This window comes from Sphingomonas panaciterrae (assembly GCF_036890205.1).
Classification (GTDB): Bacteria; Pseudomonadota; Alphaproteobacteria; order Sphingomonadales; family Sphingomonadaceae; genus Sphingomonas; species Sphingomonas panaciterrae.
In genome coordinates, this window is the sequence record NZ_JAKNQR010000001.1 from 656,570 (window position 1) to 669,249 (window position 12,680).

The window sequence follows — 12,680 nt, forward strand, 5'->3', positions numbered from 1 at the left end:
TCACGCGGGGATGTCGGGCGATTTTCAGCGATCAATCGAGCAGCGCCGTGATGTCGACCGGCTGGCCGCGTCGCCGCAGCTCCACAGTGATCTGCGGCGTCGGCGCGGTGCGCGGCGCGCGGCCGATCGCCTGGCCCGGCGCGACATTGCTGCCGCGCTTCACGTCGGCACTGCCCAGCCCGGTCACCAGCGTATTCCAGCCGGCACCGTGATCGATCACCACGATCGTGCCGAAGCGGCGGAACGGGCGGGCGAAGACCACCTGTCCGGCCGCCGGCGCGACCACCGCCGCGCCGCGCGGCACCGCCAGCGTCAGCCCGCGGGCGCGCACGCCATTTTCGGAGACCTCGCCAAGCCCGGTCACCAGCGTGCCGGCGACCGGCAGGCGATAGGCGGCGGTGCGGGCCGGTGGTGACGGGCTTGCGGCGGGTGCAGCTGGTGGCGGGGGAGCTGGTGGCGGGGGTAAGGCGGCGAGCGTGTCGAGCGTGGCGCGCGTCTCGCCGATCGCAGCCATGCGATCGATGATGTCGCGCGCCTCCTCCCCCATCGCGATGGCGCGATCAGACTGGATCAAGGCGTCGCGATTATATTGCAGCGCCGCCGCGGCGTGGCGCGCGCGCAGGGCGGCGAGTTGCTGCCGTTCCCCGACCAGCGCGGTGCGGCTCTGGTCGAGCGCGGTGGTGGCGAGCGTCGCGTCGGCGCGCAGCTTTCGCGTGTCGGCAAGATCGGTGCGTAGCGCGGCCGTGTCTCGGCGCACCGCCGGCAAGGTGCTGCCCAGCACCGCGCGGACATGGACCAGATCGCTGACCGAACCGGGCTGGACGATGGCCGCCGCCGCGGGACGGCGCGCGAGCGAGGCAAGCGCGGCGACGAGCCGGGCGACCGGCTGCTGCCGCTCCCCCAGTTCCGCGCGCTGGCGGGCGAGCAGCGCCTCCACCAGCGCGAGTCGGGCGCGGGCGGCGGCGACATCGGCCTCCGCGCGGCGAATGCGGGCGCCAACCGCCTTTTCCTCGGCCTGGGCGCGGGCGACGGCATCCTGCTGCTGCGCGGCGCGGCGCTCCAGATCGCGGGCGCGGGCGGCGGCGCGGGCCGCCTCCTGCTTCGCTTGCGTCAGCCGGCGGCGTTCGACCGCAATCGGATCGGGCGCGCTGGTGGCGCTGGCGAGCAGCATCGCCGCCCCCACGAGCATTGCTGTCTCCCCCATCCGCATCGGCGGTCAGCCTTCGCGATGATAAGGGTGATTGGCAAGGATGGAGGTAGCGCGGAACAATTGTTCGGCGAGCATCGCGCGCGCCATCATGTGCGGCCAGGTGGCGCGGCCGAAGGACAGGAGCAGGTCCGCCCCGTCGCGCTCGGCATCGCCGAAGCCGTCAGCGGCTCCGATCATGAAGCGCGCCTCACGCACGCCATCGTCACGCCAGCGTTCGAGCTGGCGCGCGAATTCGACCGAGGACAGGACCTTGCCGGTTTCGTCGAGCACGACGCGGCGCGTGGCGGCGGGGACATCGGGGATCTTGCCGCCGCGATCGGGAAGCTCCGTCACGCGCGTCGGCCAGGCGATCCGCTTCAGATAGCGGTCGACCAGCTCGGATTCGGGCGAGCGCCCGATCCGTCCGCGCGCAACGATGTGAAGCAGCAGGTCAGGCGTTCCCGGGGGATGCCTGATCCGTCGGCGTCGGGGACGGCGCGTCGCCGAACGACCACATGCGCTCCAGATTGTAGAAGGAACGGACCTCGGGGCGGAACAGGTGGACGATCACGTCGCCGGCGTCGATCAGCACCCAATCCGCGGTGGGCAGCCCCTCGATCCGCGGGGAGCGGCCGGTGTCGCGCTTGATCTTCTCGGCCAGCTTGGTCGCCATCGAGGCGACCTGACGGGTCGAGCGGCCGCTGGCGACCACCATGTGATCGGCGATCGACGACTTCCCCGCGAGCGGGATCGAGATGGTGTCGACGGCCTGATCATCGTCCAGGCTGTCGAGGACAAGCTTATGCAATGCCGCGACGCTGTCAGCGTCAGGGGATCGATAGGCGTTGGCGGAAGCGGGCAAGTTCACTCCTGGGTGAAAGGTTTGGCTGCTGATATGGGGAGCGCATAGCGCCGATGCCAGGCAGGATCTGCGGCGCGCAGCTGCGTCGCGGAGGTCGGGTCAGGGCGGAAACGTAGCAGCACCAGGGCTGGCACACTCCACTCGGTCCAGTTCTTCGCCTGGCGTGCGGGCCTCTGGAAGCGCCGCAGCCAACCCGTCGCGGGTGCCGCGAGGGCAGCAGCATCATATCCTGGACGCGCGATAACTGCAATCGGAACCGTCCGGGCGATGCGGCGCCAGTCGCGCCAGCGGTGGAACTGTCCGAGATTGTCCGCGCCCATCAGCCAGATGAAACGGTGCCGCGGGTAGCGCCGGACCAGCGCGGCGAGCGTGTCGACGGTGTAGCGGGTGCCGAGCCGCGCCTCGATATCGGTCGGGCGGATGCGCGCCGCGCGTGCGACGCGGCGGGCGGAGGCGAGCCGCGCAGGCAGCGGCGCCATGCCGTCGGCCGGCTTCAGCGGATTGCCGGGCGAGACCAGCCACCAGACTTCGTCGAGGTCGAGCGCATTGATCGCGGCGAGGCTGATCCGCCGGTGCCCCTTGTGCGCGGGGTTGAACGAGCCGCCGAGGAGGCCGATGCGGCGCGGGGTCCGGCGCGAAGGACGGCCGTCAGCCACGTCGGGAAGTCCCGATCAGAAGCTCTGCTCCTCATAGACCTTCGACACGTCGCCACCCCATGCGCCGTTGTAGCGATCGAGCAGCTGCTGCGCGGGGACCTTGCCGGTGCGCACGATGTCGCGCAGCGGATCGAGGAAGCCGGTTTCATTGTCGCCCGAGGAGTTGAGCCGTGCGCGGGCGGCGAGACCGGCATTGGCGATGTCGAGCACCTCCGCGGCGATATCGCGCAGCGTGCCGCGACCGGCGACGGGGGCGTCGAGGCCGAGCCGGGGCACCGAATCGCGCAGCGCCTGGCGCGCCTCCATCGACCAATGCTTCACGAGGTCCCAGGCAGCGTCGAGCGCGCCCTGATCGTAGAGCAGGCCGACCCAGAGCGCGGGCAGCGCGCAGATGCGGTTCCACGGGCCGCCATCGGCGCCGCGCATCTCAAGGAAGGTCTTGAGGCGTACCTCCGGGAAGGCGGTGGAGAGGTGATCGTTCCAGTCGTCGAGCGTCGGCAGCTCGCCGGGAAGGACGGACAGCTCGCCCTTCAGGAAATCGCGGAAGCTGAGCCCGGCCGCGTCGATATATTTGCCGTCGCGGTAGACGAAGTACATCGGCACATCGAGCATATAGTCGGCGTAGCGTTCATAGCCGAAGCCGTCCTCGAACACGAAGGGCAGCATGCCGGTGCGGGCGGGATCGGTGTCCGACCAGATGTGGCTGCGGAAGCTGAGATAGCCGTTGGGCTTGCCTTCGGTGAAGGGCGAATTGGCGAACAGCGCGGTGGCGAGCGGCTGGAGCGCGAGGCCGACGCGGAATTTCTGCACCATGTCCGCCTCGGTGGCATAGTCGAGGTTCACCTGGATCGTGCAGGTGCGCAGCATCATGTCGAGCCCCATCGTGCCGACGCGCGGCATGTGGCGCAGCATGATGGCGTAGCGGCCCTTGGGCATGATCGGCAGTTCGGCGCGGGTCTTGTCCGGCCACATGCCAAGGCCGAGGAAGCCGATGCCCAGCTTGTCCCCCGCCGCCTTCACCTGATCGAGATGGCGGCCGGTTTCGGCGCAGGTCTGGTGCAGATTGTCGAGCGGGGCGCCGGAAAGCTCGAACTGGCCGGCGGGTTCCAGGCTGACCGATCCGTCGGCGCCGGTCAGCGCGATGATCTTTCCGCCCTCCTCGACCGGCTTCCAGCCATATTGCTGCAATTCGGTGAGCAGCGCGCGAATACCCGAGGGCTCGTCCCAGCTGGGGGCATGATGATCGGCGCGTGAATAGACGAACTTTTCGTGTTCGGTGCCGATCCGCCAGCGGTCCCTCGCCTTCTCGCCCTTCGCAAAACTGGCGATCAGCTGGTCACGCGACTCGATCAGCGGCGAGTTGCTATCCGAAACGGTCTTCGTCGTCATGGCGCGGCCTTAAAGGGGCTTTGTGACGGCCGCTAGGTGTTTCGCCAAGACGGCGTTCACCAGTCGCCGGCGACCGCCATCCATACCGCGATCGCAGCGGCCGCGGCGGTGTCGGCACGCAGGATACGCGGCCCGAGCCCCATCCCAACGGCCTGCGGCAGCGCGCGGATGGCGGCGCGCTCGTCATCGTCGAAGCCGCCCTCCGGGCCGATCAGGATCGCCGCCGGACCAGGGCGGATCGCGTCGCGCGCGGCGACGCCGCCCAACTCGTCGGCGAAATAGAGCGCGCGGTCGGCCGGCCAGTCGCGCAGCAGCGCGGGGAGCTTCACGGCCTCCGCCACCTGCGGCAGCGCGGTGCGGCCGCATTGCTCGGCCGCCTCGATCATATGTGCGCGGAGGCGATCGAGGTTGAGCTTGTCCACCACCGTGCGACGGGTGATGACGGGGACGTAGCGCGCGACGCCCAGCTCGCACGCCTTTTCCGCCATCCAGTCGACCCGGCCCTTCTTGAGCGGCGCGGCGACCAGCCACAGGTCAGGCACCGCCTCGCGCACGGCAAGCTGCTCCGTGATGTCGAGCGTGAGGTCGCGCTTGCCGGCCGCGGCGACGATCGCGAGCCATTCGCCGGTCACGTCATCGAACAATCGCACCGGATCACCCGGCTTCACGCGCATCACGCCGGCGAGATAATGCGCCGCCGGCCCGTCGACCTGTACCGGGCCGATGCCGAGCGGGCGATCGAGGAAGAGGCGCGGCGTGGAGCGCGGTGGCCAGGCAGGAGTAGCGATCATCGGCCCGCGCCCTTACGGCGCCCCCGCCCGATCATCCAGCGTGCGAGAAGAAACAGGACCAGCCCGGCGAGCGCGACCAGCAGCACGACCCCGGTGATCACCCCGGCGACGCGCAGGATGGCGTAGAACAACGCTTCGACGAAGCGGCCGACGGCAACGGACAGATGAATCATGCGGCGCGCTTCACCGGATCAGTCGATCATTTCTGTGCGCCGGGGACGCGCCGCCACGTTTGCGACTTGCAGGCGAAATTGGCGAACAGGCACCCCTTGCCGACGATCGTGTCGCGATCGACCTGATCGATGGTCCCGTCGAATTCCTGAGCGATGTCCGGCACATAAACACGGCCGTACCACAATCCGTCGTCGCCGCGGCGAAATCCGCTGAATAATTGCGTGCCGACCAACTGCACCGTGCCGCCGGCGGCGGCATCCGCCTTCGCCTTCGTGCTCGCCTGCACCACTGTTCCGCACAGCTGGCCACCGCACGGCGCGACGCGGATGCGCACGCTGTCGCTGTCGTTTCGCCAGATGCCGTCGAGGCCGGACTTACCCTGTGCCAGCGCCGGTCCCGCCGCGGTCGTCGTCACCAGCACCATGGCACCAGCCGCCAGCGTCATCATGCGTGCAAGAGTGTGATCGGGCATCCTGATCGTCCTGTGTTACATCCACCGGGGCACAACGCATGCCGCCAAGCGTCGGCCCCGCGGCGGCGGTGCGCGACGCCGAGCACAGCGGGATCGCTTGCAAGCCCGGACGACTCTGCGCTTCTCCTGCCACAGGGCTGTGGCGAAACCGCGGCAGCGGGGGTAGTCAGTCGGCCGTGACCAGTGCTCCCCACCCCCGCCCCGCCGAGATCACCCCCGACAGCGAGCACCGCGGCCTGATCGCGGTGCTGCCCGCCAGCGTGCGGCCCTATGCCCTGCTCGCCCGGTTCGACCGGCCGATCGGCTGGTGGCTGCTGTTCTGGCCGGGTGCATGGGGCGTCGCGCTGGCCGGCGAGGCAGTGAACCGCTGGACCCTGATCCTGTGGCTGCTGATCGGCAGCATCGCGATGCGCGGCGCGGGATGCGTGTACAACGACATCGTCGATCGCGACCTAGACGCGAGCGTCGCACGGACCCGTTCGCGCCCGGTGGCGTCGGGCGCGGTATCGGTGAAGGCGGCCTTTGCCTGGCTGGGCGTGCTGAGCCTGATCGGGCTGGTCGTGCTGCTGCAATTGCGGCTGGACACCGCGCTCGTCTCGATCGCCAGCCTGGCGCTGGTCGCCGGCTACCCCTTCATGAAGCGGATCACCTGGTGGCCGCAGGCGTGGCTGGGGCTGGTGTTCTCCTGGGCCGCGCTGGTGGGATGGATGGAAGCGTGGGGATCGCTGACCGCGCCGGGGCTGCTGCTGTACGCGGGCGGCATCTTCTGGGTGATCGGCTATGACACGATCTACGCGCTGCAGGACCGCGAGGATGATGCGCTGATCGGCGTGCGATCGTCCGCGCTGCGGATGGGCCAGCATGTCCGCGCGGGCACGGCGATCTGCTACGCGCTGGCGCTGCTGTTGTGGGCGGGCGCGCTGTGGCTGCGCCGGCCCGACCCGCTGGTGCTGGCCGCGCTGCTGCCGATGGCGGCGCACCTTGGCTGGCAGGTGGCGACGCTTCGCCCCGATGATGGCGCAGGGGCGCTGGCGCGATTCCGCGCCAACCGCTTCGCCGGCCTGTTGATGTTCCTGGCCTGTCTGGTGGTGGGAACGCCGCTCTGACGCGGGTTCACCCTAGCAACGGGCGGTGCGGCCCCCTAAGTCGCGTGCCATGCTGACTTCCGCCCAGGCGCAGGATCGCGCCGCCGATATCGTCGCCCGTGCCGTTGCCGCGGGCGTGGACGCCGCCGACGCGGTGTTTGCCGCCGACGCCTCCAACGACATTTCCGTCCGCCTGGGCAAGCTGGAGGACGTGGGCCGGTCCGAGAGCGAGGACCTGGGGCTGCGCGTGTTCATCGGGCAGCGATCGGCGAGCGTGTCGACCTCCGACCTGTCGCCGGCCGCGCTCGACGCGTTGGTCGAGCGGGCAGTGGCGATGGCGCGTGAGGCGCCGGAGGATCAATGGGCGGGGCTCGCCCCCGAGGCGCGGCTGATGCGCGGCACGGCCCCGCTGCTCGACCTCGACGATCAGGAGGAGGTTTCCCCAGCGACGCTGCGCGACATGGCGATGCGCGCCGAGGAAGCGGCGCTGGCCGTCGCCGGCGTCACCAACAGCGAGGGCGGCGGCGCGAGCGCATCGCGCAGCGTGTGGGCGCTGGCGACCAGCCACGGCTTTGCCGGCAGCTATTCCACCTCCGCTTATGGCCTGTCGGCGAGCGTGATCGCCGGCGAAGGCGGCGGGATGCAGCGCGATTATGGCTTCCACTCCGCGCGCCACCGCAGCCGGCTGGAAAGCCCCGAGGACGTCGGCAAGCGCGCCGGCGAGCGCGCGGTGGCGCGGCTCAACCCCGGGCGGATCGAAAGCGCGTCGATGCCGGTGGTCTATGATCCGCGCGTCGGCGCCGGGCTGCTCGGCCATCTGACCAGCGCGATCGCGGGACAGGCGATCACGCGGCGCACGTCGTTCCTGCTCGATTCGCTGGGCGCCAAGGTGTTCGCGGACGGCGTGACGATCTCCGACGATCCGCATCGCCCGCACGGGCTGCGTTCGCGGCCGTTCGATGGCGAAGGGCTGCCGGTGTCGCCGTGCGACATCATCAACAATGGCGTGCTGGAAACCTGGCTGCTCGACAGCGCCAGCGCGCGGCAGCTGGGGCTGGAGCCGACCGGCCATGCCGCCCGCGGCGTCGGCGGCGCGCCGGGGGTGACGACGAGCAACCTCTATATGCACGCCGGCCATGTGCCGGTCGAAACGCTGATCGGCGACATCCAGCGCGGCGTCTATGTGATCGAGCTGATCGGCCAGGGCGTCAACCCGGTGACCGGCGACTATAGCCGCGGCGCAGCGGGCTTCCTGATCGAGGACGGACGGATCACCCGGCCAGTCGCGGAGTTCACCATCGCCGGCAATCTGAAGGACATGTTCCTGAACCTGACCCCGGCCACCGACCTTGAGTTCCGCTATGGCACCAATGTGCCGACGGTTCGCATCGACGGGATGACGGTCGCCGGAGGGTGATGCCGCCGCTCCAAGACCTCACGGCCGCGATTGCCGGCATCACGCGCGAGGCGGGGGCGCTGGCGATGGCGCAGTTCCGCACCGATTTCGCGCGGTGGGAGAAGGAAGCGGGCAGCCCGGTGTGCGAGGTGGACCTGGCGGTCGACACGATGCTGCGCGAACGGCTGAGCGCGCTGCTGCCCGACGCGGGGTGGCTGTCCGAGGAAACCGCCGACAGCCCGGAGCGCCTGCAGCGGCGCAGGATCTGGGTGGTCGACCCGATCGACGGTACGCGCGACTATATCCGCGGGCGGACCGGCTGGGCGGTGTCGGTGGCGCTGGTCGAGGACGGGCGCGCGGTCGTCGGCGTGCTCGATGCGCCGGCGCGGGGCGAATTGTGGCAGGCGGCGGCAGGGTGCGGCGCGACGCTGAACCAGCGGCCGATCACTGCCAGCCAGCGCACCGACTTTGCCGGGTCGCGCGTGCCGACCGATGCGCTGCCCAAGGCGGACCGAGATCTTGCCATGGTGGAGAAGCCCAATTCGATCGCGCTGCGCATGGCGATGGTGGCGGACGACCGCGCCGACCTGGTCGCGACGCTGCGCTGGGGCAATGAATGGGACATCGCCGCCGCCGCGCTGATCGCGCAGGAGGCGGGCGGCTGCGTCACCGATGCGCTGGGCGGCGCACTGGTGTTCAACAAGCCCGATCCTCAGGCGTTCGGCGTCATCACCAGCAGCCAGGGGATCCACAAGGCGGCGATCGAGCGGCTGTCCGGGCGGGCGAAGGCAGTGCTGACGCGCTGAGCGGCCCGGGCCGCAAGAATAAGGGGCCGCCAGCGTTGCCGGCAGCCCCCCTCTCCTGTTTCGAACCGGTGCCTATTTCTGGCAGGCGACGATCGCGGCGATGACGCTGAGCGTTTCCTGCGGATCGCGCACGCGAACGGTATCAAGCCCCAGTTCCTTCGCCGGATAATCATTGCCGCCCGGGAAGATCGCGTCGCCGATGAACATCATCGCATCGAGCGGGATGCCGCTTTCGTCGCGCAGGCGCTTCAGCCCGTACGCCTTGTCGACCCCCTCCTGCGTGATGTCGATCGAAGTCGCGCCACCCATGTTGATCGAGAGGCCCGGCAGCCGCTTCTTCAGGTCGGCCTGGATCACCTTGCGCTTGGCGAAGTCAGGGTCCCAGCTTTCCTTGGCGTGGATCGGCGCCTGCTGGCCGAGCGCGGAGAAGGTGATCTGGCTGCCGCGATCCTCGATCCGCTCACCCCAGGTCTGTTCGGGGACGAAGCCGGTCGCCTCCAGCGCCTCGTCGAAGGCGGTCAGGATCTTCTTCTTCTGATCGTCGGTGAAGAGTTCGGCATAGACCGAGCCCCACCGGCCATCGCGGAAGGTGTAAAGCTTCGTGCCGGTGGTCGGCATCAGCCAGAGGCGCGCGCGATCGGCATTCTCCGGAAGCTGGCTGGCGACCTGCTTGTCGAACTGCGGCCAGTCGCCGCCCGAGATCACGGCCACATGCGCGACCGTGAGCAATTCGGCAAGCGCCGCCGCCATGTCGGGCTGGATCGCCTGCTTGCTCTCGGCCAGCGTGCCATCAAGATCAAAGGCAACGAGTTGCTTCACATCATTCTCCCCAGGATGAAACGGTCGATGGCGTGTGCGACGCCATCCTCATTATTGGCAATGGTGACGTCGCCTGCCTGCGCCTTCACTTCGTCGGTGGCATTGCCCATCGCGATGGCGCGATTGGCGCGGGCGAACATCGGCAGATCGTTGGCCTGATCCCCGATCACGATGGTGCGCGTCAGCGGGAAGCCAAGCGCGTCGGCGAGCATGGTGACACCGTCGCCCTTGTTGGCACGCGTCGCGGTGATATCGAGATAATAGCTCTGCGACTTGGCGATCGTTGCCTGATCGCCGAACTCTGCCTGGAGCGAATCGCGGAACGTGTCGAGCGCCGCATAGTCGTCGCTGACAAAGGTGATCTTGTCGGCATGATCGAGCAGGTCGTCGAAGCCGGCGCAGATCACCGGTTCCTGATTGGAGGACACACGCTCACTGGCGACGTGCGGATTGTCCACGCTGGTCGCGTACCATTGATCGCCGGCGAACACCCAGATGTCGACGGCGCGCTCATGGGCCTGCGCCACCGCGGCGCGAGCCACCGCGACGTCGATCCGGTGATGGCACAGGATCTCCCCGCCGCGGCGGAAGATCGTGCCGCCGTTGAAGGCGCCCATCGGTACGTCGAGCGCGAGGGCCTCGGCGAGCGGCGCGATGCCCGACATCGGCCGGGCGCTGATGATGGTGAAGCCGAAGCCGGCATCCTGCAGTCGGCGCACCGCAGCGATCGTGCCGGACGTGAGCTGCTTAGCGGTGTCGACGAGCGTGCCGTCGACATCGCTGACGAGGAGCATCATCGGGCGCGGCTCACTGCGGGATTTCGACGTGGCCGCCAAAGCCGAAGCGCATCGCGGAAAGAAGCTTGTCGCCGTACATGTCGTCGATGCGGCTGCGATAACGGGCGAACAGCGCCGTGGTCAGCACAGCGACCGGTGTCGCCTGTTCCATCGCGGCGTCGATCGTCCAGCGCCCCTCACCCGAATCGGCGACATTGCCCGAGAAGTTCGACAGCGTCTGGTCCTGCGCCAGCGCCGAGGCGGTGAGATCGAGCAGCCAGGACGAGATGACCGAGCCACGGCGCCATACCTCGGAAATCTCGGCCAGGTTGAACTCGAAGCGTTCGTCCTCGGGCAGATGCTTCACATTGCGGCCCCACAGGACGTCGAAGCCCTCCGCATAAGCCTGCATGAGGCCGTATTCGATGCCGTTGTGCACCATCTTCACGAAATGGCCCGCGCCGGCGCGGCCGGCGTGGATGTAGCCCTTTTCCGCGCGCGGGTCGCAATCCTCGGAGCGGTTGGGGGTGCGCGACACGCTGCCGACGCCAGGTGCGAGCGTGTCGAAGATGGGATCGAGCAGGTCGACGGTTTCCTTGTCGCCGCCGATCATCATGCAATAGCCGCGCTCCAGCCCCCAGACGCCGCCCGAGGTACCGACGTCGACGTAATGGACGCCCTTCTCGGCGAGCGCCTTGGCGCGGCGCACGTCATCCTTCCAGAAGGTGTTGCCGCCATCGATGATGATGTCGCCCTCCGCGCAGGTGTCGCCGCACAGCGCCTGGATCGTCTCCTCGGTCGGCGCACCGGCGGGCAGCATCACCCAGAAGATCGCCGGCTTGTCGAGCTTGTCGCGGACATCATCAAGTGAGGTGGCGGTGATCGCACCTTCGCCGCCGAGCGCGGACACAGCCTCGGCATTGCGATCCCACACGACCACTTCATGCCCGCCGCGCATCAGCCGACGCGCGATGTTACCGCCCATCCGGCCGAGGCCGATGATGCCGATCTTCATACCTATTGGCTCCACGTGATTGCCGTTACGGCCCCGCCCGCCCCCCGACATGCGCAACGACGTGGCATGTCAGAAGGCCGGCAGAGCGCGAACGGAGGAACGGGGGGTTCCGTTCCGCGAGCGATCACGCGTCGGCGGGGTGCTTTGCCTCGATCGAGCCGAGCAGATCGTCGAACGACTTGTTGAACGAGGCCACGCCCTCCTCCACCAGCCGCTCGGTGACGCCCGGCAGGTCGAGCCCGAGGCGGTCGGCATCGGCCAGCACCTTGCGCGCACCGTCCAGATCCTCGGTCAGCGTCACGCGCGCCGTGCCGCGCTCGCGATAGGCGTCGAGCGTCTTGGGCGGCATGGTGTTGACCGTGTCGGGGCCGATCAGCGTGTCGACGTACAGCGTGTCGGGATAATCGGGGTTCTTGGTACCCGTCGATGCCCACAGCAGCCGCTGCGGCTGCGCGCCCTTGGCGGCGAGCGCCTGCCAGCGGTCGGACGCGATGAAATCCTGATACCAGGCATAAGCGAGCTTCGCATTGGCGATCGCCACCTTGCCCTTCAGCGCCTTGGCCTCCTCGGCGGTGGCGCCGCCCTTTTCGATCAGCGCGTCAATCTTCTTGTCGATCTCCGCGTCGATGCGGCTGATGAAGAAGCTGGCGACGCTGGCGATGCGATCGATCGGCTCACCGCGCGAGACGCGCAGTTCGAGGCCCTCGACATAAGCGAGTGCGACCGCCTGGTAGGATTCCTGCGAGAACAGCAGCGTCACGTTGACGTTGATGCCATTGGCGATCGTCGCGGCGATCGCCGGCACGCCGGCCGGGGCGCCCGGGATCTTGATCATCAGGTTCGGTCGGTCGACCGCGGCCCACAGCTTCTGCGCCTCGGCAATCGTGCCGTCGGTGTCGTTGGCGAGATAGGGCGAGACCTCCAGGCTGACATAGCCGTCCTTGCCGTTCAGCCGGTCATAGACGGGGCGCAGCGTCTCGGCCGCGGCCTTGATGTCCTGGATTGCGAGATGTTCGTAGCGGTCCATCGCCGACGCGCCGGGATTGGCCTTGTCGAACGCGGCGAGCGTCTGGTCATAGGCCGTGCCCTCGCCCATCGCCTTCTGGAAGATGGTGGGGTTGGAGGTGACGCCGGTGACGCCGTCCTCGTCGACCAGCTTCTGCAGGCCGCCAGCCTCCAGGAACTTGCGGTCGACGAAGTCGAGCCACACCGCCTGGCCGGCACCTGCGAGATCGTTGAGCTTGCCCATC

General features: G+C 68.8%; 15 protein-coding genes. 3 read left to right on the forward strand and 12 right to left on the reverse strand.

Features of this window, described 5'->3' with window-relative positions:
• Positions 1–31: 31 nt before the first annotated feature.
• From L8F96_RS03245 to L8F96_RS03280, 8 genes are read right to left on the reverse strand one after another with little or no spacing between them, the layout of a single operon-like run.
• On the reverse strand, positions 32–1,189 hold the full coding sequence (locus L8F96_RS03245) for a murein hydrolase activator EnvC family protein (protein ID WP_334655052.1): 1,158 nt from the start codon (positions 1,187–1,189) through the stop codon (positions 32–34).
• 27 nt (positions 1,190–1,216) lie between these two features.
• Positions 1,217–1,639 (reverse strand): 23S rRNA (pseudouridine(1915)-N(3))-methyltransferase RlmH, encoded by a 423-nt coding sequence (locus L8F96_RS03250; RefSeq protein WP_046406927.1) that lies wholly within the window; start codon positions 1,637–1,639, stop codon positions 1,217–1,219.
• Position 1,640: 1 nt separating this feature from the next.
• A complete protein-coding gene (rsfS, locus tag L8F96_RS03255; RefSeq protein ID WP_417158927.1) occupies positions 1,641–2,057 on the reverse strand; it encodes a ribosome silencing factor in 417 nt (138 codons plus the stop codon).
• Positions 2,054–2,707 carry a nicotinate-nucleotide adenylyltransferase gene (locus L8F96_RS03260; RefSeq protein ID WP_136450604.1) on the reverse strand — a complete coding sequence of 218 codons (654 nt, stop codon included), beginning with the start codon at positions 2,705–2,707 and terminating at the stop codon, positions 2,054–2,056. Before L8F96_RS03260 ends, rsfS begins: the two co-directional genes overlap by 4 nt.
• Before the next feature lie 15 nt (positions 2,708–2,722).
• Positions 2,723–4,096, reverse strand: a complete 1,374-nt coding sequence (locus tag L8F96_RS03265; RefSeq protein WP_334655060.1) for a glutamate--cysteine ligase — start codon at positions 4,094–4,096, stop codon at positions 2,723–2,725.
• Between the two features lie 56 nt (positions 4,097–4,152).
• Positions 4,153–4,887 (reverse strand): 16S rRNA (uracil(1498)-N(3))-methyltransferase, encoded by a 735-nt coding sequence (locus L8F96_RS03270; RefSeq protein WP_046406934.1) that lies wholly within the window; start codon positions 4,885–4,887, stop codon positions 4,153–4,155.
• Complete coding sequence (locus L8F96_RS03275; RefSeq protein ID WP_164518904.1) at positions 4,884–5,060, reverse strand: hypothetical protein; 177 nt, start codon at positions 5,058–5,060, stop codon at positions 4,884–4,886. The genes L8F96_RS03270 and L8F96_RS03275 overlap by 4 nt, the downstream gene beginning before the upstream one ends.
• 26 nt (positions 5,061–5,086) lie before the next feature.
• On the reverse strand, positions 5,087–5,533 hold the full coding sequence (locus L8F96_RS03280) for a DUF2147 domain-containing protein (protein WP_314472367.1): 447 nt from the start codon (positions 5,531–5,533) through the stop codon (positions 5,087–5,089).
• A 176-nt stretch (positions 5,534–5,709) separates the two neighbouring features.
• On the opposite strand from L8F96_RS03280, the gene ubiA reads away from it, so the two are divergent.
• From ubiA to L8F96_RS03295, 3 genes are read left to right on the forward strand one after another with little or no spacing between them, the layout of a single operon-like run.
• Positions 5,710–6,639 (forward strand): 4-hydroxybenzoate octaprenyltransferase, encoded by a 930-nt coding sequence (ubiA, locus tag L8F96_RS03285; protein WP_334655065.1) that lies wholly within the window; start codon positions 5,710–5,712, stop codon positions 6,637–6,639.
• Between the two features lie 49 nt (positions 6,640–6,688).
• Positions 6,689–8,035, forward strand: coding sequence for a TldD/PmbA family protein (locus L8F96_RS03290; protein ID WP_145118419.1), 1,347 nt, complete (start codon positions 6,689–6,691; stop codon positions 8,033–8,035).
• Entirely contained in the window at positions 8,035–8,820 is a 786-nt protein-coding gene (locus L8F96_RS03295) for a 3'(2'),5'-bisphosphate nucleotidase CysQ (protein ID WP_145118417.1), read from the forward strand. The genes L8F96_RS03290 and L8F96_RS03295 overlap by 1 nt, the downstream gene beginning before the upstream one ends.
• A 72-nt stretch (positions 8,821–8,892) precedes the next feature.
• Here L8F96_RS03295 and L8F96_RS03300 read toward each other — a convergent pair whose 3' ends face one another.
• The 4 genes from L8F96_RS03300 to tal form a co-directional block, all read right to left on the reverse strand.
• Positions 8,893–9,639 carry an HAD-IIB family hydrolase gene (locus L8F96_RS03300; RefSeq protein WP_334655068.1) on the reverse strand — a complete coding sequence of 249 codons (747 nt, stop codon included), beginning with the start codon at positions 9,637–9,639 and terminating at the stop codon, positions 8,893–8,895.
• On the reverse strand, positions 9,636–10,436 hold the full coding sequence (locus tag L8F96_RS03305; RefSeq protein ID WP_334655069.1) for a Cof-type HAD-IIB family hydrolase: 801 nt from the start codon (positions 10,434–10,436) through the stop codon (positions 9,636–9,638). Before L8F96_RS03305 ends, L8F96_RS03300 begins: the two co-directional genes overlap by 4 nt.
• Before the next feature lie 10 nt (positions 10,437–10,446).
• Entirely contained in the window at positions 10,447–11,481 is a 1,035-nt protein-coding gene (gnd, locus tag L8F96_RS03310) for a phosphogluconate dehydrogenase (NAD(+)-dependent, decarboxylating) (protein ID WP_331386552.1), read from the reverse strand.
• Between the two features lie 73 nt (positions 11,482–11,554).
• Entirely contained in the window at positions 11,555–12,679 is a 1,125-nt protein-coding gene (tal, locus tag L8F96_RS03315) for a transaldolase (protein WP_334655071.1), read from the reverse strand.
• Between the last annotated feature and the right edge of the window lies 1 nt (position 12,680).

What these genes read in the sequence shown, in the direction of transcription:
- L8F96_RS03290 (WP_145118419.1), top strand. Translation starts at nt 6,689, where the DNA reads ATGCTGACTTCCGCCCAGGCGCAGGATCGCGCCGCCGATATCGTCGCC.
- L8F96_RS03280 (WP_314472367.1), bottom strand. Translation starts at nt 5,533, where the DNA reads ATGCCCGATCACACTCTTGCACGCATGATGACGCTGGCGGCTGGTGCC.
- L8F96_RS03265 (WP_334655060.1), bottom strand. Translation starts at nt 4,096, where the DNA reads ATGACGACGAAGACCGTTTCGGATAGCAACTCGCCGCTGATCGAGTCG.
- L8F96_RS03275 (WP_164518904.1), bottom strand. Translation starts at nt 5,060, where the DNA reads ATGATTCATCTGTCCGTTGCCGTCGGCCGCTTCGTCGAAGCGTTGTTC.
- L8F96_RS03305 (WP_334655069.1), bottom strand. Translation starts at nt 10,436, where the DNA reads ATGATGCTCCTCGTCAGCGATGTCGACGGCACGCTCGTCGACACCGCT.
- L8F96_RS03270 (WP_046406934.1), bottom strand. Translation starts at nt 4,887, where the DNA reads ATGATCGCTACTCCTGCCTGGCCACCGCGCTCCACGCCGCGCCTCTTC.
- gnd (WP_331386552.1), bottom strand. Translation starts at nt 11,481, where the DNA reads ATGTCGGGGGGCGGGCGGGGCCGTAACGGCAATCACGTGGAGCCAATA.
- L8F96_RS03295 (WP_145118417.1), top strand. Translation starts at nt 8,035, where the DNA reads ATGCCGCCGCTCCAAGACCTCACGGCCGCGATTGCCGGCATCACGCGC.
- tal (WP_334655071.1), bottom strand. Translation starts at nt 12,679, where the DNA reads ATGGGCAAGCTCAACGATCTCGCAGGTGCCGGCCAGGCGGTGTGGCTC.
- L8F96_RS03245 (WP_334655052.1), bottom strand. Translation starts at nt 1,189, where the DNA reads ATGCTCGTGGGGGCGGCGATGCTGCTCGCCAGCGCCACCAGCGCGCCC.